The organism is Ruegeria marina (assembly GCF_900101475.1).
GTDB classification, from domain to species: Bacteria; Pseudomonadota; Alphaproteobacteria; order Rhodobacterales; family Rhodobacteraceae; genus Ruegeria_B; species Ruegeria_B marina.
The window spans coordinates 276,075-293,734 of record NZ_FMZV01000002.1; the positions used below are offsets into that span (position 1 = coordinate 276,075).

Sequence of the window (17,660 nt, forward strand, 5' to 3'; positions counted from 1 at the left end):
CAATGGACAAATGGCACGACTACCCCGGCGCGCAGATCGCCAGCCGCCCCGACGCGCCCGCGTTTTCCGACAGTGGCGGCGCGGACTGGAGCTATGGCGATCTGGACCGGGCCATTTCGGCGCTGATGGATGTACTCGCCGCCCAGGGCGTGCAAGCCAACGACCGGGTGATGATCCTGGCCGAGAATTGCTGTGCGGTGGTGGCCGCCCTTTTTGCCACCTCGCGGCTGGGCGCTTGCGCGGTACCCATCAACGCCCGCCAGACCGGACCCGAGGTAGACAGGATCATCACCTTTGCCGAACCCGCCGCCATCCTCTGCGCCTCGGACATATCGGCGGAGGCCGCCACCCATGCCGCGCGCCTGAACGCGACCCCGGTCGAGGGCGCCTTTGGCCGAATGCACCTGGCAACTCCTTACCCCAGCAATCCGGACCCGGTGCTGGAGGATGTCGCTGTGATGCTGTTCACCACCGGCACCACCGGCACCCCCAAGGGGGTGATGCTGACCCATGGCAACCTGCGCTTCGGTGGGCGCAGCTCGGCCGATCTGCGCGGCATGACAACGGATGACGTCATCTATGGCGTGCTGCCGGTTACTCATGTGTTTGGTCTCGCCTCGGTGGTGACGGCGGCCACCTGTATCGGCGCGCCGGTGCGGCTCGATGCCCGGTTCACCGCCGCGCGCAGCTATGCCGCGCTTACCTCGGGCGTGACGCTGTTTTCCGCCGTGCCGCAGATGCACGCGCTCCTGATGCAATACGCGCGCGAACAGGGCTACGACCACCTGCCAGGCGGTACCCTGCGCTATACCTCCTCGGGCGCGGCGCCCCTTGACCCGGCGTGGAAACGCAAGGCCGAGGCGTTTTATGGCGTCGCCCTGCAAAACGGCTATGGCCTGACCGAAACCACCGCCGGTGTGTCGGCCACACGCAACCCGCTCGGCACGCCGGACATCTCGGTCGGAAAGCCGCTGCCGCAGGTCGAGGTGCGGCTGGACGAGGATGTGCCCGGCGGCGGCGATGGGGTGGGCGAGGTGCTGACCCGCGGCCCGCATGTGATGAAGGGCTATTACCGCAACCCGCAAGCGACCGAGGCCGCGTTGCACGACGGCTGGTTCCGCACCGGCGATCTCGGCCGCTATGACGCCGAAGGCAACCTGCATATCGCGGGGCGCAGCAAGGAGCTGATCATCCACGGCGGGTTCAACGTCTACCCGCCCGAGGTCGAGGCCGCGCTCAACGACCATCCGCAGGTGATCCAGTCGGCGGTGGTGGGGCGCATGATCCAGGGCGATGAAAAGGTGGTGGCCTTTGTCCAGGTCGCGCCCGGCGCGGCCCCCGACCCTGACGAGCTGCGCGCCTTCGCCGCCGCACGGCTGGCGGGGTACAAGCGCCCCAGCCAGATCGTCATCGCCACCGAACTGCCCGCCGCGCCCACCGGCAAGATCCTCAAGCACAGATTGCTCGACCATTTCGCGGACCAGTTGGACTGATCCGGGCGCGCGGTCCTGCTTCTTTCTGGTTAAAATACTCCGGGGGTCCGGGGGCAGAGCCCCCGGCGCGCACCGCCTGGCCTCAGGCTTCGGGGACGTGCAACACCAGCCCGTCGAGATCGGGATGTGCCTCGATCTGGCAGCTCAGGCGGCTGGCTGGCTGGCGCTCGGCGGCGGTGATGTCGAGCATCGCATCCTCGAACTCGCCCGGCGCGCCGGTCCGGTCGGACCAGGCCGGATCCACCACCACGTGGCAGGTGGCGCAGCTGAGGCAGCCGCCGCATTCGCCGATCACGCCGGGCACGTTGTTGGCCACGGCTGCCTCCATCAGCGACAGCCCGGGGGCGACCTCGGCCGCGATTTCGCGGCCGTCGGCCAGTTTCCAGGTCACGCGCATAACAAGCTCCTCAGATGAAGTAGACATAGAAGTCGCGCAGCGCATCGCCTTCGAGATCGCGGGTCTTACGCACTTCCTGGGCTTTCATGAACACATGGTTGGCGACCAGCTCGGCGCCCACCGCCTCGGCCAGCACGGTGTCACGCTCCAGATCGCGCACCGCACCTGCCAGGTCGATGGCGGTGCCTTCCTTGGCATCGGTGCGGTCGAACCCGTCGCCGGTCTCCATCGGCGGCAGGGCATGACCGTTCTCGACCCCGAGCCTTGCCGCCTGCAACACGGCGGCCACGGCGGTATAGGGGTTTGCCGAGGCATCGGCCATCCGGTGTTCCAGCCGCGCCTTGGCGCCGCCTTCGGAGCTGATCCGGGTGGTGACATTGCGGTGATCGCCGCCCCAGTTCTGCCAATAGCCCGAGAGCGAGCCGGGTTGCAGCCGCATGTAGGAATTCGCCGTCGGCGCGATCAGCCCCGCCAGCCCCTTGTGATGGTGTAACAGCCCCGCCAGACAGCCGCGCGCCAGGTCGTTCATATGCTCGGGCCCGCCGCGCGGACCGGAGGACAGCGCATTGGCGCCGGTCGCATCCTGGAAGGAGAAGTTGATATGCATACCCGACCCCCCGGCCTCGGCGATCGGTTTCGGCATGAAGGTCAGCACGATGCCGTATTCCAGCGCGATCTCGCGCGCCATCAGGCGGAACAGCACGATATCGTCCACCGCCTTCAACGCATCGTCAAAGGTCAGCGTATATTCGAACTGCGGGCTGTCGAACTCGGAGGTGATCATGTCGAGGGAAAATCCCATCTCCTCGGCCATTGCCCAGATCCGGTCGTTGAACCGCAGCGGATCGGCAAAGGGGCCGGTGCCATAGACCACGCCGCCCGGCGCGTCATAGGGCACCAGCCGCCCGTTGTCGTCGGCCTGAAGCGCGAAGCATTCCAGCTCGATCCCCACCTTGGGGCTGAGCCCGCGCGCCTGCCAGTCGGCCACCGCCCGTTTCAGCGCCCCGCGCGGGCAGAGCGGCAGCGGCTGGTCCTGGTCGTCATAGAGATCGCCCAGCACCACCTTGGTTCCGGTATGCCAGCTGTCGCGGATATCGTCATGGACCCATTTCAGCTCCATGTCCGGCAGGCCCTGCTTCATCATCGCGCCGGGCGCGTCCAGCAGGTCGCGGTCGTAATGCACACCGAAGGTCGAGCGGCAGAAGCGCGTCGAACTGTCGGCGATCTTGGAATTGGGCAGGTGCTTGCCGCGCATAATGCTGAGGTGGTCGCAGAACATCGCGCGCAATCTGTCTTTCATGTCGGGGCTCCTCCCTCTGAGCCTGTTGTGCCCGGTGTCAGGCGCAGGTAACGGTGACCGGCAGTTCCTTGATGCCGCCCACGAAATTCGAGCGCAGGAACCTGTGTGGCCCTGCCGGTTCGATCGACCTTAACCGCTTGGCCAGCTCCTGGAACAGCACTTTGACCTCAAGCCGGGCCAGCCACATGCCCAGGCAGACATGCGGTCCACCCTGGCCGAAACTCAGATGCCGGTTCGGGTTGCGGTAGAGATCGACCCGGAACGGGTCGTCGAACACCGTCTCGTCGCGGTTGGCCGAGGACCACCAGTACAGCACCTTGTCGCCTGCGCGGATCGTCTTGCCATGCATCTCGTGATCCTGAAGCGCGGTACGCCGGAAATAGAGCGCCGGTGTCGCCCAGCGGATGATCTCGTCCGGCGCGGTCTCCCAGATGTCGCCGCCCGCCCGCATCTGCTCCAGCAGCTCGGGCTGGTGGCACATGGCCTGGATACCGGCGGCGATGGAATAGCGGGTGGTGTCGTTGCCCGCCGCCACCACGAGGCAGAAGAAATTGCGGAACTCGGTATCGCTGATCACCGACCCGTCCTTGGAGGGTTGCAGGATCATGTGCAGCACGCCCGAGGTATCGCCCGCCCTCTCCTTCTTCTCCATCAGGTCCCTGGCATAGAGATACAGTTCGGCCCCGGCGGGCGAGTTGAACGGCATCATGCGGAATTCATCGGTATCGAGCTTGTCGAGCACATGGGTGGTGAAATCGGGATCGGTATTGGCGATCAGCGCGTCGCCCTTTTCCACCAGCCAGGGCAGATCGGCATCGGGCAGGCCGACGATCCGGCCCAGCATCCGCATCGGCAGCTGGCGGGCGATCTCCTTGGTGGCGTCGAACGTGCCCTTGTCCAGCACCTCGTCCAGAATATCGACGCAGATCGCGCGGATGTCGTCCTCGTATTGCGCCATGGTGGTGCGCGAGAACGCCTTCATCAGCTTCATCCGGGTCTGGCTGTGCTCCGGCGGGTCGGTCTCCTGAAAGGTGCGGCGGGCGAGGTATTCCTCATAGGTCTGATCCTCCATCCGGATGCCGCGCGCCGAGGAGAAGACGCCCGTGTTCTTGTTCATCTCGGCGATATCGGCATGCCGGGTGATCGACCAGAAATCCTGACCATCGGCATATTCGGTCCAGTGCAGCGGATCCTCGCGGCGCAGGCGGGCAAAGGTGTTGTGCGGCGCCCCCTCGGCAAAGGCGTCATGGCTGGTCAGATCGGCATAGCCGTCGTCCGTGGGCGTCCAGACCGTCATGTTTTTACCTTTCCTCGCTCCGTTAACATGTGTATATTATAAGAACTCATAAATATGTAAACGAAAATCTCTCGGGGAAGATCATGCACTTGGCGATCCTGATGACCAACACGGATGAAAGCGAATTTGCCCGCGCCCACCCCAGGGACGGCGAGAAATTCACCGCCCTGATCCGGCGCGCGCGGCCCGCTTGGACAACATCGGTCTTTGCCGTGAAGGACGGGCAGTTCCCCGAAACGCTCGACGGGATCGACGGGGCGATGATCACCGGCAGCCCCGCCTCGGTGCTGGGCACGGCGCCGTGGATCGGACGGCTGCTGGAGCTGATCCGCGACATGCACAGCCGCCAGATCCCCATATTCGGCGCCTGTTTCGGGCATCAGGCGATTGCCTTGGCCCTGGGGGGCCGGATCGGCCGCAACCCCGGCGGCTGGGTACAAGGGCTGACCCGCAACCGCATGCTCGAACGACCCGTCTGGGCGCGCGACCTGCCGGACGAGGTCCGGCTCTACGGCAGCCATGTGGAGCAGGTGACTGCCCTGCCCGCCGGCGCGACCGCCATCATGCAGGGACCGGATTGCCCCATTTCCGGCTTTGCCATCGGCGACCGTATCTATACCACCCAGCACCACCCCGAGATGACCCACGACTTCATCACCGCCCTGACCGAAGAAATGGCGAGCGACCTGGGACACACGGCGCATGCGCAGGCCATGGCCTCGCTCTCTGACCATTCGGACATGGACGCCTTTGCCGAAAGCATCGCGCGCTTCTTCGAACAGGCGCGCCCGGCCTGAGGCGCGGCACTACCTGCTGCTTCTTTCTGGTCAAAAATACTCAAATCCCGCCCCCTCGGCCGCGCAACGGCCCGGGCGGGATCACCCCAGTGCCGCCAGCAGGTCCATCACCGTCACCTGGTCGAACTGCACATGCCGGGCCATGGCGGCCTCGGCCTCCTCCCGCCGCCGGTCGAAGATCAGCGTTGCGATCTCGCGATGTTCGCGGGCCGAGGCGGGGATCGAGCCGGGATAGCTGTAGCGCGCCCGGTAATAGGCCAGGAGCTTGCGCGCATGGGTCTTGATCATCTCGACCAGATAGGGGTTTCCCGACCCCAGCGCCACGGTTTTGTGGAACTTCAGGTTCAGCCGGTAATAGCCGAACGGGTCGCCATCGCCCTTGTCGCGGGCATGTGCCTCGCAGGCGGCGACCACCGCCTCCAGCTCGGCCGCCTGCGCGGCATTCATCCGCCGCGCCGCAAGCCCCGCCGCCAGCCCTTCGAGCCGGGCGTGGACCTCCAGGATGGCCAGGAACTCCTCCAGCGTCGGCTTGAACACCACCGCCCCCTTGCGCGGCAGCCGGCGGATCAATCCCAGTGTTTCGAGCTGGATGAAGGCCTCGCGCACCGGGGTGCGCGACACGCCGTGCCGGTCGATCAGCGCGGTTTCCTCCAAGACGTCACCGGGGCCCAGCCGTCCATGCTCGATATCTTCGAGCACCCCGTTGATCACCTGCTCCGTCTGTCCTGCCATCGATCAACCCTCTCCCGTACCGGCCCGCAGGTTATGCGCTGTCGGCCCTCGGCGCAACGGATCGCCAAGCGCCGATGTGACCCGGTTTTCCGATACGCCACAAACACATGACCGGGATTTGGCACAACTGTGCTAGGCTGCCTGCAGGCAGGAAGAACCCATCGCGGCAGAATCTGTAAACCAGGGAGAAGATTAATGTGTGACATTTGCGTGATGAACGCGGTCAAGGAGCGAATGCTGTCCCGCCGGGACCTGTTCAAGGCCAGCGCCGCCGTGGCGGCTGGCGCGGCGCTGGGAACCGCCACCGCCCCGGCGGCAATGGCGGCCGGCCATGGCGGCGTGGTCGACATGACCCATGTCTACGACGCCGATTTTCCGACCTATTTCGGGACGCCCGGCATTGAGGCCACCCAGAATTTCAATTTCAAGGAACACGGTTTCAACCTGTTCACGCTGAGCGTGAACGAGCATACCGGCACCCATGTCGACGCGCCGCTGCATTTCTCGGCCGATGGCCAGTCGGTGGACGAGATCCCGCTGGCGAACCTCGTCTGCCCGCTCTGCGTGGTGCATATCCACGAGAAGGCCGCCGCCGATGCCGATGCGCAGGTCACGCCGGATGACCTCCGGGCCTGGATCAGCGCCCATGGCCCGATCCCTGACGGCGCCTGTGTGGCGATGCATTCGGGCTGGGGCGGCAAGACCGGCGGTCCCGGCTTCCGCAACGCCGACAGCGAGGGCAAGATGCATTTCCCCGGCTTCCACGTCGAGGCGGCGCAGATGCTGATCGAGGAGACCGGCGCCGTGGCCATCGCGGTTGATACCCTGTCGCTGGATCACGGCCCTTCGGCGGATTTCGCGACCCATTACGCCTGGCTGCCGACCAACCGCTACGGCATCGAGAACCTTGCCAATCTCGACAAGGTGCCCGCCAGCGGTGCGACGCTGATCGTGGGCGCACCCAATCATCGCGGCGGCTCGGGTGGCCCGGCACGCATCTTCGCCATGGTCTGATCCATGGCGACTGTCCCTCTGCTGAGTGACGAGGAGGCCAGCGCCGAGGCGCTGGCCGTCTTCGACGATATCCGCGCCACCCGCGGCACCGATTACGTCAACAATTTCTGGCGGGCGCTGGCGCATGACCCCGCGCGGCTGCGCGCGACCTGGGAGCGGCTGAAGGTGGTGATGGGGCCCGGTTCGCTGGACCCTCTGGTAAAGGAATTGATCTATATCGCCGTCTCCACCGCCAACGGCTGCGAATACTGCGTGCATTCCCACACCGCCGCCGCCCGCGCCAAGGGCATGACACCGGCGCAGCACGGCGAGTTGCTGGCGGTGATCGGCATGGCGATGCAGACCAATGGCATCGTCACCGGATTGCAGGTGCCGGTGGACGATTCGTTCAGGGCATGATGGCGCGGCCGCCCAAGGGCGGCCGGCCTGCTCGGATCAGTTGCCCGGCAAGGGTGGCATCACCCGCAGATAGGCCACCAGAGCATCCAGATCGGTTTCCGTGAACCGTGAGAAATAAGGATAGGGCATCGGCGGCATCATCGGCGCGTCGCCCGGTCGCAGTCCCTTGGTCACGATGGTCTTGATCTCGTCGTCGCTATACCCGGCCAGCCCGTCGGCATGGCTGGTGATGTTCGGACCAACGACGGAACCCCAGGGGCCGACGAATTCATACCCGCCGGAACCGAGGTTCGCCGCATCCAGCATCGGCCCCTGCGGTCCGATCGGCGAATGGCATTCGATGCAATGGGCGACAGGACCGGCCAGATAGGCGCCGTATTCGGCGGTCGCCGCCCGCTCGGGCGCGGTGACGCTGTCGACCGGCGGCCCATAGGCCGGCGGCAGCGGGATGTTGTAGGTGGACTGGCCCGGATCGTGCTGCACCGCGGGCACGGTGCGCAGGTACATCACCACCGAGGCCAGATCCTCGTCCCCGATGCCGCGATAGACGGCGCAGGGCATCGGCGGGCCGATCAGCGACCCGTCTGGCCGGATGCATTCCCGGATGGCGCGGGCCAGTTCGGCGTCGCTCCAGCCCGAGACGCGGCCGCCAGGCGTGATGTTTGCCGAAATCGCGGTAAAATGTTTGTTGTCTTCGACGACGCGCCCGCCGAGGTCCATGCTCATGTCCAGCCCCTGTGATCCGAAGGGCGTATGGCAGTTGCCACAGCCCATCGGCCCCTGAACCAGGTATTCGCCGCGCTCGACGCTCGGTGCGGCCTGCGCCACGCCGGCAAGCGCCGTGAACACCGCAGTTACGATAAGGAATTTCATTCCCGCCTCCCTCCCTTCTGTCGGACCCAATGTCTGCCCAAAATCCTGTTTTCCCAAGAAGTTGGATAATTCAGCATTTCATGGGTGCGACATTCTGTCAAACCCTGTGCATGCGCGCGCGAAAACGGTGTGTGGAATGCAGATTTGCGGATTCTGCACGTCGGCTATGTCCTGACGGTGGTGGTTCATGCTGCATTTGCAGCATAGGTTCAGGGCAACGCAGATTTACCCGTTGTTCGAGGACAAGATGGCTCATTCGACCGCTACCACCCGTTCCCTGACCGCCCTGCCCGGTGTGGCCGCAGATATCATTGCCGGCATTTTCAACGCACTGGTTCGGATCGGGGAAGCCAATTCAAAGGTCCGCCAGATCAACGCGCTGTCCGCGCTCAACGATGCGGAACTGGCCGAACGCGGCCTGCGCCGCGAGGATATCGTTCGCCGCGTGATGGGCACGTGGATCTGAACCGGCCCCGACCTCAGATTTCGGCAATTGCTGCGGCCGCCTTGGCATAGGCGGCCTCGGCCAGGGCAAAGTCGTCCTCGGTTAGAGCCAGTGACGGATAGGTCTTGCCCGGCGACTTGAACAGCCCCTCCTGTATCAACACCTTGTTGAATTGCGCGCCGCGCGCGGTATCGGCGGAGAACACGTCGCGATAGTCGCGCACCTCCCCCTTGGTGAACACGATCTCGAACAGGGTCGGGTCCCCCACCACGCGATGCGCGACGCCCTGCGCCTCCAGCGCGGCCGAGGCCATGCGCATCAGCCGCCGCCCGTTGTCGCGCAACCGGGCGTACTGGCCTTCGCGGCGCAGGATTTCCATCGTCTTGAGCCCCGCAACCGCCGCCACCGGATTGCCCGACAGCGTGCCAAGCTGCATCAGCCACCTGTCGGCACCCACGGCGGTCTTGTCGAAATGCGCCATGATGTCGGCCCGGCCCGCAATGGCCGCGAGCGGGAAACCGCCGCCGATGATCTTGCCCAGCGTGGCGATGTCGGGTTGTACGCCGTAAGCCTCCTGTGCGCCGCCATAGGCCAGGCGGAACCCGGTGACGATCTCGTCGAAGATCAGCACGATGCCGTATCTGTCGGCCTCGTCCCGCAGGAGCTGCAGGAACCCCGGTTCCGGCGGGATGATCCGCTGCAACGGCTCGACGATGATCGCGGCGACCTTGTCACCATGCTCGGCCAGCAGGGAGCGGATGTAATCGGGGTCGTTGAACGGCGCGATCAGCATCTCGGCGCGGACGCTTTCGGGAATACCTGCGCTGTCGGGCACCGCCTGTGGAAAGTTCACCATCCGGGCGGGCGCAAGGCTCATCTGCGCCTCGGCGCTCATCCCGTGATAGCCGCCTTCGAACTTCACGATCCGGTCGCGGCCGGTAAAGGCGCGGGCGAGACGGATGGCATACATGTCGGCCTCGCCACCCGAGGAGACATAGCGGATCTGCTCGGCGCAGGGCACGGCGCGGCAGATTTCCTCGGCCAGTTCAACGCCGGCGGCATTGTTGGCGAAAAAGGTCATGCCGCGCGGCAACTGTTCGGCGACCGCCTCCAGAACCTCGGGGTGGCCATGGCCCAGAAGCATGGGGCCGGAGCCGATCAGCAGGTCGACATATTCCTTGCCGTCCTCGTCCCAAACCCGGCTGCCGTGACCTTCGCGGATGAAGAGAGAGGGATCGAAATTGCCGAAACCCCCGCCAGGCAGGACGGCGCGGGCGCGGGCGGCCCAATCGGATTGGCTGAGTGTGGTGAGCATGGGAACCTCCTAGTCCAGGATCAGGTCGGGTGCGCCAAGATTGTCGCGGTCGGGCGAGACGCCGAGGCCCGGCCCCTCGGGCGGGGCGATGCGGCCAGCCTTGCGCACCGGCGCATCCGGGGCAAGGCGGGGCGCGACATAGCCCGACAGGTCGCAGACGTTGAGCAGACGGGCGGGATCGGTCGCGGCGCCCAGATGCAGCAGGGCAGCGGTGGTGATGTCAGAGCCCCAAGTGTCTTCGATACACATCTTTGCCCCCAGGTGCAGGCACAGGTCGCGTGCCCGTCGGGTGGCGGAGAGGCCGCCGAACTTGCTGAGCTTCAGCGCCACCGCGTCCATGCAGCCCAGCGCGTGGCCCTTGAGCAGGCTGTCGGTGTCATGGGCGGTCTCGTCCAGTTTCATCGGCAGGCCGGAGGCGGCGCGCACACGCGCGCAATCCTCAATCGTGGCGCAGGGTTGTTCCAGCATGATGTCGAGATACGCCACCGCGCGGCCGACACGGGTGGCATCGAGCGAGGTGGCGCCGCAGTTCCAGTCGCCATAGACCAGCGGGCCGTTGCCCACCGCCTCGCGCACAAGGGACAGGCGCGCGACATCGGCCTGCCAGTCGCCATCGGCGCCCAGCTTGACCTGGAACTGGGTGATGCCCTGAGCCTGCGCCGCGCGGGCGATGCGGGCCATCTCCTCGGGCGCGATGCAGGTGATCGAGTGATAGAGCGGCATGGTCCCGGCCTGCCGCCCGCCGAGCAGGGCGTAGAGCGGCAGGCCGGCCGCCTGCCCCGTCAGGTCCCAGAGCGCGATGTCGATGGCCGACTTGGCATAGCGGTGTCCCGGCAGGTGCCGGTCTGCCCGTGCCATCAGCGCCTCGGGCCCGATCGGGTCCGCGCCCAGCAGCACCGGGGCCAGCTCGGTCAGCGCCGGGGCCACGCCGCGCGCATAGGCGGGCAGGTAATGCGGGATCGGGCAGACCTCGCCCCAGCCGGTCAGGCCGGAATCGGTGTCGAATGCCAGGACCACGGTTTCCACGGTATCGCAGGTCTTGCCGCCCGCCATGTAATAGGCGGTATGGCTGGTCAGCGGCACGTGCCAGAGCGATATGCGGGTGATCCGTGTCATGCGTAGGCCACCACGGGTTTGCCCCGCGCCGCCGGATCGGCGACAGGGTGATCGTGACAGAGCCGGCTGGCCAGCCGGTGGCTGCCGGGCGCAGAGGCCGCCAGGCGAACCGAGGCAATATCGGCCAGCGCGCCGCCGCCCACATCCTCGATATGCATCTGCCGGCCGATCGACAGGGCGAAATCGAGTAGGCTCCGGCCGGTCAGGAATAGTGCGTCCGGCGGGAGTATCTTGAAAAAGATGAAGATCATGCCGCGTCTATCCGGGCGTGACCGGCCATTCCGGCACCGCGCCAGAGCACGAAGGTGAGGACGGGACGGTCGGTTGTGTCCATCGCGTGGAATTGCCAACTGACATGGGCACGGGTCTGGCCGGGGCCGGTTTCGATACTGTCCTCCGCAGAGCGGAACCTGGCCCCACCGGCCAGAACGAGGTAGATCTCCTCGGCCTCGTGACGGTGCCAATCATATGTCAGACCTTCGCCCCAATAGGCGACATAGCCGCGCAAACGGGTCGAATGGAAATGGCCGGTCGGACCGAAGAGTTCGTAATATCCGTAACGGTTCAGAAAGTCAGCGCCGACCTCGGCCTCGGAATAGGTGCGGGTCCAGCGGGCCAGGTGCACGGTGGCGCGGATGGCGTCGATCAGGGGTTGGGTAAGCGGGGTTCCGGGAAGGTCGAAACCTGCGACCAGACCGGTTGCGGGAACAGGCACCGGAATGCACTCGACGGGTTCGAGATCGTCAGGCCAGGGGGCGAAACCGGCCAGATCGGGATGGGCCGCATGCAGGGCGCGGGCGGCCGCGAGGACGTGGTTCAGGGTCATTGGATCACCAAGATGTTGCTGGCATGGGTCTTTTCGATATAGACCTGCTGGGCTGCGCGCAGGTCGTCAGGCGCCAGAACCGTGTCGCCGGGGCCGACCTCTGCGTGCGCGAGCATGCCTTCGGCGGCCGAACGGGAACAGGCAACGGTCGCAGTTTCGGCATCGCCCAGCGGGCTTTCGACCGGCTCGACACCGCAGGTGTCGGCGACACAATATTCAGCGAAACCGCGATCGCGTTCTGAGCCGGAATAGCCTGTCCCGTTCTTGTTGTCGGGATCGTCCCGGTCGCGCAGCCAACCGTTGACCATGCCCCGGCAGCCCCGCAGTTCGGCAGGGGCGTGGCCGGTGACCGCCTCGCTCACTGCCTTGGCATACCAGCCGGTGCGGGTATTCACATCGGTGGTGTTGAGGCCGCAGGCCCCCACACGGATCAGCACCTCATTCAGGGCCGGTTCCGGGCGCAGCCAGTCGGTGCGCCATTCAGAGCGGTTCAGGCCGCCGTGATCAGTGAGTACCATGGCCCTCATCGTGGCGGACAGGGTCATAAGGGTTCCCTGCCTCAGCGGAGGAATCGGGGGCGCTGCTCCCCGTCCCTGACCGGGACTCCCCCGGAGTATTTGGGAAAAGTTGAAAGACAGGGGTCATTCCGCCGCCTCGTGGACGACATCCGCGCGCGGGCGCAGGCTGTCGGGGTCATAGGCGGGGGCGCCCAGGATGCGGCCCTTGCGCGGCTGGCCGGCGATGACCACCTCGACCTCGGCGCCAGGGATGTTCGCCTGCGGTTTGACATAGGCGAAGGCGAGGATCTTGCCGACCGTATGGCCGTAGGCGACCGAGGCGGTGGAGCCGATCACCTTGCCGAGGAGGCGGACCGCCTCGCCGCCATTGCCATCGTAGTGGCCATCCGGCTCGATCTCGAGATAGGCGCAGACCCAAGGCAGGTTGCCTGCGTTCAGCGTCTTGTCCCGGCCAAGATAGTCCTTGTCGGTGCGAGCAAAGCGCAACACGTCGGCCTCGGCCAGCGTCACCTCGTTGGTCAGTTCGCCTGCGCCCTTGAACGCCTTTTCCATGCGGAGCGCGTTCATCGCGAAACTGCCATAGTCGGTCAGGCCGTGGGGCACGCCCGCCGACCAGAGTGCATCATAGACCGCAAGCGCTTGGTCGCGCGGGATGTGAAGCTCCCACCCCAGTTCGCCGGCATAGGACATGCGCAGGGCCCAGAGGCGGTGGCCCGCGACGGTGATCTGCCGCGCTGTCAGCCATTTGAAACCTGCATTCGACAGGTCGGCATCGGTGCAGGCGGCCAGGATGTCGCGTGACCGGGGACCGTTCAGGGCCAGCGCGGCCCAGTCGGTAGAGAGGTTGCGGACCGTGACATCCGCAGTCCCCCGGTGTGCGACCAGATGATCCAGCAGGCGCTGTTCGAAGAAGGCGGCACAGACAAGGTAGAAACGGTCCTCTCCCAGCTTCACCACCGTAGTTTCCAGCTCGATCCGGCCACGCCGGTTCAGCATATGGGTGAGCGCGATGCCCCCCACCTGTCGCGGCAGTCGGTTGGCGGTGAGGTAGTCAAGCAGCGCGGCGGCATCCGGGCCTGAGACCTCGACCTTGGTAAAGGCCGAGATATCCATGATCCCGGCAGCGGTGCGCACAGCGGTGCATTCAGTGGCGACCATGTCATGCACCGGGGTGCGGCCAAAGCCGTAATGGTCGCGCTGCTCGATGCCACGCGCGAACCAGCGCGGGCGCTCGTGGCCATAGACCTCTTCGAACACCGCGCCCTTGGCCTTGAGACGGTCATAGAGCGGCGAGGGTTTCACCGGGCGCCCGGCAAGACGGTTGAAATGGGGAAACGGGATCTCGTGGCGCAGGCAGTAATCTTCCTTGGCCTTGGTCACCTGCCAGTCCTTGGTGGCATAAGCGCCGAACCGGCGCGGATCGAAATCGCGCATGGAGATGTCGGCGGCCCCATGCACGATCCAGCGCGCCAGTTCGCGGGTCAGGCCCGGCCCCCAGCCGATACCGATCTGGGTGCCGCAACAGCACCAGTAGTTGCGCACCCCCGGCGCGGGGCCAATGAGCGGGTTGCCGTCGGGCGGGTGGCTGATGGCGCCATGTACCTCGCGCTGGATGCCGAGATTGGCAAAGATCGGCATGCGGTTGAGGCTCTCCTCGAGCCAGGGCATGACCCGGTCGTAATCGGCATCGAACAGCCAGTTTTCATAATCCCAAGGGCATTCGTCGATCCAGACGGCGTTGGGATTGGCCTTTTCGTATATGCCGATCAACCCGCGTTTCTGCTCCATCCGGATGTAGCCCGAGACCTTGCGGTCGTCGCGGATGACCGGCAGTTCGCGGTCGAGGTTCTGGAATTCGGGCACCGGTTCGGTGACGAAATAATGGTGCGTCATCGAGGTCATCGGCAGTTGCAGGCCGGACCATTCGCCCATCTGGCGCGCATAGGTGCCGCCCGCGTTGACCACGTGTTCGCAGGTGATCGTGCCCTTTTCGGTTTCGACCACCCATTCTCCTGTCGGGCCTTGCGTGATGTTGGTGGCGCGGGTGTGGCGGAAGATGCGCACGCCCTTTTGACGGGCGCCCGCGGCCATCGCCATGGTCACGTTGGTCGGATCCACATGTCCGTCATCGGGCGTGTGCAGCGCGCCCAGAACGCCGTCGAGATTGTAGAACGGGTGCAACTGGGCAATCCGGTCCGGACCGACCAGTTCGATGTTGAAGCCGAGCGAGGTGCCCACCGACAGCGTGTGGCGCAGCCAGTCCATCTCGTCCTCGGTATAGGCGAGACGGAACGAACCGCAGCCGTGCCAGGTGACCGCCTGTCCGGTCTCTTCCTCCAGCTTCCCGGAGTAGAGACCAATGTTGTAATCGACGCATTTGCCCAGGCCGAAAGAACTGGTCGAATGGGTGATCTGCCCGGCCGCGTGCCAGGTGCTGCCGCTGGTCAGTTCGGCCTTTTCCAGCAGGACGGTATCACCGCCCCACCCTTCATGCGCCAGGTGATAGGCTAGGCCCACCCCCATGACACCGCCGCCGACAATGACCACCCGCGCATGGGTGGGCAGATTCTGCTGGGACATGAATTTTTCCACTTCACGAGTCGCGATTTCTCTCGACAGGCTAATGCCACATTTGTACCATCGTCAATCATGAATGACACAAATGTATCATCGGCGGTTCTGGACCGCCTTACCGAAGAATGGGACGCCCTTACGCCAGAGGCGCAAAAGGCCGCCCGTTATGTGCTGGAAAATCCCGCCGACGTTGGGGTTTCCACCGTGCGCGAAATTGCCGAGGCGGCTAATGTGAAACCCAACACCTTTGTCCGCATGGCGCGGCAGGTGGGCTTTGACGGGTACGAGGATTTCCGCGCCCCCTTCCGCGACGCGATCCGGCGGGGCACGGCAAGCTTTCCCGACCGGGCGCGCTGGTTGCAGGACATCGGTCGCTCCGGCGCGTTGGGCGAGCTTTATGCCGATATGGTGGGTTCCGCGATCCGCAATATCGAGGAGACCTTTGGCGGGATCGACGCCGAGGCGCTGCGCGCTGCGGCCGAGGTGATCTGGGCCAGCCGGCAGGTGTTCACCCTGGGTGTCGGGGTGAACAACGCCAATGCGCGCAATTTCACCTATCTCGCCTCGACCGGCATGAAGCAGTTTCACGCCATCCCACAGCCCGGATCGAACGCGGTCGATGATCTGGCCTGGGCCGATGGCCAGGACGTACTGATCGCGATGACCTGCAAACCCTACCGGACCGAGGTGATCGAGGCCGTGAAACTGGCCCGCGACCAAGGGCTGACCATCGTCGGCATCTCGGACAGCCGCGCCAGCCCGGTCATCATGATGGCCGATCACCCCTTTGTGGTGGCCGCCGATACGCCGCAGTTCTTTCCATCGTCGGTATCCACCATCGCCTTGCTGGAGACGCTCTTGTCCTTTGTCATCGCCTCGGCCAGCGACGAGATCGTCGAGCGGGTCGAGAAATTCCACCAGCGCCGCCACCGGCTTGGTCTTTATGCAGAGGACCGTGAATGAATGCCCCGCTCACCCGCTCGCTCGATGCGCGCTATTACACCGATCCGGCCATCTTTGCGCAGGAAATGCGGGGGCTTCTGGCCCGTACCTGGCAATATGCCGGCCACGTCAGCCAGGTGCGCAACAGCGGCGACTATTTCGCCTTCGAGATCGCCGGCGAAAGCCTGTTCTGCATTCGTGGGCGGGATGGCGAGATCCGCACCTTCTACAACGTCTGCCAGCACCGGGCGCATGAGATGGTCACCGGCAGCGGCAATACCCGCGTCGTGGTCTGCCCCTATCACGCCTGGACCTATGAGCTGACCGGTGAACTGCGCGCCGGGCCGAACACCATGGCGGTGCCCGGATTCGAACGGTCACAGATCTGCCTGACCCCGGTGCGGACCGAGCTGTTTCACGGGTTCATCTTTGTCAATCTCGACGACGATGCCGCCCCGATGGACGACTGGTATCCCGGCGTACGCGAGGAACTGGCGGATTTTGTGCCGCATGTGGATGCGCTGGAACCGCTGGAATGGGTCGAGATTCCGGAAGCCTGCAACTGGAAGGTCAGCGTCGAGAACTACTCGGAATGCTATCATTGCCCGACTAACCACCCGACGTTTGCCACCGGCGTCGTCAAGCCCGAGACTTATGACATCCAGCCGTCGCCAACGGGCTATGTCCTGCGCCACGTGACCGAATGCCAGAGCCTGGACCGGATGACCTATCCCATCGACCTGAGCGTGCCGCACGCGGGCGACTACCGGTCGTGGTTCCTGTGGCCGATGTTTTCCTTCCAGTGCTATCCCGGCAATGTGCTGAACACCTATCACTGGCGGGCGGTGGACGTGGATCACTGCATCGTCTGGCGCGGCTGGTACACGGTGGGCGGCGTTGACGACGAGGTGATCCGGAGACTGGCGATGCAGGACCGCCAGACCACGGTCGAAGAGGACATCAGACTGGTGGAATCGGTGCATCGCGGCCTGAAGTCGCGCGGCTACCGGCCCGGACCGCTGGTTCTGGATCCGGCCTGCGGGGTGATGTCCGAGCATTCGATCGCCACCTTGCAGAAATGGATGCGCGCCGCCGTCGAAGCTTGAGAAGGCAAATTATTTCCGAAAAGTTTGCCCCAAGGATTTTCAGAAATCTTGGGGTTCGCTCTTTATCGACAACATGGGAAAAACTGGATGACCGGAATTTTCGACGAAGACCTTTTCACAAAGGGTCTGGCGCAACGCAAAGGCACGCTAGGGGCAGAATATGTCGAAAGGAACCTTTCCGCTGCCGATGACTTCACCCGCCCGTTCCAGGAGGCGATGACCGCCTGGTGCTGGGGCTTTGGCTGGGGCGACGAGGTGATCGAGCCCAAGACCCGCTCGATGATGAACCTCGCCATGATCGGCGCTCTGGGCAAGATGCACGAATGGGAAATTCATTGCAGGGGTGCCCTGAACAACGGGGTCAGCCAGGAAGAGATTCGCGCCATCATCCATGTTGTCGGCATCTATTGCGGGGTCCCGCAGGCGCTGGAGTGTTTCAGGGTCGCGCGCAAGGTGCTGGAAGAAGACGGACAGATCTGACACGGTCACATTGCCTCAAAGGCCCGCTTTGCGGGC

General features: G+C 65.0%; 19 protein-coding genes. 8 read left to right on the forward strand and 11 right to left on the reverse strand.

Annotated elements, in window-relative coordinates; genetic code table 11:
- Nucleotides 1–2 precede the first annotated feature (2 nt).
- The gene (locus tag BLT75_RS03670) at nt 3–1,493 is read left to right on the forward strand and encodes a class I adenylate-forming enzyme family protein (protein ID WP_093027803.1); all 1,491 of its coding nucleotides are present in this window, start codon (nt 3–5) and stop codon (nt 1,491–1,493) included.
- An 82-nt stretch (nt 1,494–1,575) separates the two neighbouring features.
- Here BLT75_RS03670 and BLT75_RS03675 read toward each other — a convergent pair whose 3' ends face one another.
- The 3 genes from BLT75_RS03675 to BLT75_RS03685 are packed head-to-tail and all read right to left on the reverse strand — an operon-like array spanning nt 1,576 to nt 4,487.
- Entirely contained in the window at nt 1,576–1,890 is a 315-nt protein-coding gene (locus tag BLT75_RS03675; RefSeq protein WP_093027805.1) for a 2Fe-2S iron-sulfur cluster-binding protein, read from the reverse strand.
- 10 nt (nt 1,891–1,900) lie between these two features.
- The gene (locus tag BLT75_RS03680) at nt 1,901–3,190 is read right to left on the reverse strand and encodes a type I glutamate--ammonia ligase (RefSeq protein ID WP_093027807.1); all 1,290 of its coding nucleotides are present in this window, start codon (nt 3,188–3,190) and stop codon (nt 1,901–1,903) included.
- A gap of 37 nt (nt 3,191–3,227) precedes the next feature.
- A complete protein-coding gene (locus tag BLT75_RS03685; RefSeq protein ID WP_093027809.1) occupies nt 3,228–4,487 on the reverse strand; it encodes a cytochrome P450 in 1,260 nt (419 codons plus the stop codon).
- An 83-nt stretch (nt 4,488–4,570) separates the two neighbouring features.
- Here BLT75_RS03685 and BLT75_RS03690 point away from each other — a divergent pair, with 83 nt between their 5' ends.
- Nucleotides 4,571–5,284, forward strand: a complete 714-nt coding sequence (locus BLT75_RS03690) for a type 1 glutamine amidotransferase (RefSeq protein WP_093027812.1) — start codon at nt 4,571–4,573, stop codon at nt 5,282–5,284.
- A gap of 81 nt (nt 5,285–5,365) precedes the next feature.
- Here BLT75_RS03690 and BLT75_RS03695 read toward each other — a convergent pair whose 3' ends face one another.
- Complete coding sequence (locus tag BLT75_RS03695) at nt 5,366–6,016, reverse strand: GntR family transcriptional regulator (RefSeq protein ID WP_093027814.1); 651 nt, start codon at nt 6,014–6,016, stop codon at nt 5,366–5,368.
- Between the two features lie 195 nt (nt 6,017–6,211).
- On the opposite strand from BLT75_RS03695, the gene BLT75_RS03700 reads away from it, so the two are divergent.
- Both BLT75_RS03700 and BLT75_RS03705 read left to right on the forward strand, forming a co-directional pair.
- Nucleotides 6,212–7,030 carry a cyclase family protein gene (locus tag BLT75_RS03700; protein WP_093027816.1) on the forward strand — a complete coding sequence of 273 codons (819 nt, stop codon included), beginning with the start codon at nt 6,212–6,214 and terminating at the stop codon, nt 7,028–7,030.
- Nucleotides 7,031–7,033: 3 nt separating this feature from the next.
- Nucleotides 7,034–7,429, forward strand: a complete 396-nt coding sequence (locus tag BLT75_RS03705) for a carboxymuconolactone decarboxylase family protein (protein ID WP_093027818.1) — start codon at nt 7,034–7,036, stop codon at nt 7,427–7,429.
- 36 nt (nt 7,430–7,465) lie between these two features.
- Here BLT75_RS03705 and BLT75_RS03710 read toward each other — a convergent pair whose 3' ends face one another.
- Nucleotides 7,466–8,302: a c-type cytochrome gene (locus BLT75_RS03710; protein WP_093027820.1), complete on the reverse strand. Its 837-nt coding sequence runs from the start codon at nt 8,300–8,302 to the stop codon at nt 7,466–7,468.
- A 247-nt stretch (nt 8,303–8,549) separates the two neighbouring features.
- Here BLT75_RS03710 and BLT75_RS03715 point away from each other — a divergent pair, with 247 nt between their 5' ends.
- Nucleotides 8,550–8,768, forward strand: coding sequence for a DUF1127 domain-containing protein (locus BLT75_RS03715; RefSeq protein ID WP_093028183.1), 219 nt, complete (start codon nt 8,550–8,552; stop codon nt 8,766–8,768).
- Between the two features lie 13 nt (nt 8,769–8,781).
- Here BLT75_RS03715 and BLT75_RS03720 read toward each other — a convergent pair whose 3' ends face one another.
- The 6 genes from BLT75_RS03720 to BLT75_RS03745 form a co-directional block, all read right to left on the reverse strand.
- Nucleotides 8,782–10,062, reverse strand: a complete 1,281-nt coding sequence (locus BLT75_RS03720) for an aspartate aminotransferase family protein (protein WP_093027822.1) — start codon at nt 10,060–10,062, stop codon at nt 8,782–8,784.
- 9 nt (nt 10,063–10,071) lie between these two features.
- Nucleotides 10,072–11,178 carry a mandelate racemase/muconate lactonizing enzyme family protein gene (locus BLT75_RS03725; RefSeq protein ID WP_093027824.1) on the reverse strand — a complete coding sequence of 369 codons (1,107 nt, stop codon included), beginning with the start codon at nt 11,176–11,178 and terminating at the stop codon, nt 10,072–10,074.
- A complete protein-coding gene (locus BLT75_RS03730) occupies nt 11,175–11,429 on the reverse strand; it encodes a hypothetical protein (RefSeq protein ID WP_093027826.1) in 255 nt (84 codons plus the stop codon). The genes BLT75_RS03725 and BLT75_RS03730 overlap by 4 nt, the downstream gene beginning before the upstream one ends.
- A complete protein-coding gene (locus BLT75_RS03735; RefSeq protein ID WP_093027828.1) occupies nt 11,426–12,004 on the reverse strand; it encodes a dimethylsulfonioproprionate lyase family protein in 579 nt (192 codons plus the stop codon). Before BLT75_RS03735 ends, BLT75_RS03730 begins: the two co-directional genes overlap by 4 nt.
- A complete protein-coding gene (locus BLT75_RS03740; protein ID WP_143028512.1) occupies nt 12,001–12,522 on the reverse strand; it encodes an MDR/zinc-dependent alcohol dehydrogenase-like family protein in 522 nt (173 codons plus the stop codon). Before BLT75_RS03740 ends, BLT75_RS03735 begins: the two co-directional genes overlap by 4 nt.
- 123 nt (nt 12,523–12,645) lie before the next feature.
- Nucleotides 12,646–15,102: an FAD-dependent oxidoreductase gene (locus BLT75_RS03745; RefSeq protein ID WP_093028185.1), complete on the reverse strand. Its 2,457-nt coding sequence runs from the start codon at nt 15,100–15,102 to the stop codon at nt 12,646–12,648.
- Nucleotides 15,103–15,171: 69 nt separating this feature from the next.
- On the opposite strand from BLT75_RS03745, the gene BLT75_RS03750 reads away from it, so the two are divergent.
- The 3 genes from BLT75_RS03750 (at nt 15,172) to BLT75_RS03760 (ending at nt 17,624) form a co-directional block, all read left to right on the forward strand.
- Entirely contained in the window at nt 15,172–16,059 is an 888-nt protein-coding gene (locus tag BLT75_RS03750) for a MurR/RpiR family transcriptional regulator (RefSeq protein ID WP_093027832.1), read from the forward strand.
- On the forward strand, nt 16,056–17,144 hold the full coding sequence (locus BLT75_RS03755; protein ID WP_093027834.1) for an aromatic ring-hydroxylating oxygenase subunit alpha: 1,089 nt from the start codon (nt 16,056–16,058) through the stop codon (nt 17,142–17,144). Before BLT75_RS03750 ends, BLT75_RS03755 begins: the two co-directional genes overlap by 4 nt.
- An 87-nt stretch (nt 17,145–17,231) precedes the next feature.
- Nucleotides 17,232–17,624 (forward strand): carboxymuconolactone decarboxylase family protein, encoded by a 393-nt coding sequence (locus BLT75_RS03760; protein WP_093027836.1) that lies wholly within the window; start codon nt 17,232–17,234, stop codon nt 17,622–17,624.
- The last annotated feature ends 36 nt before the right edge of the window (nt 17,625–17,660 follow it).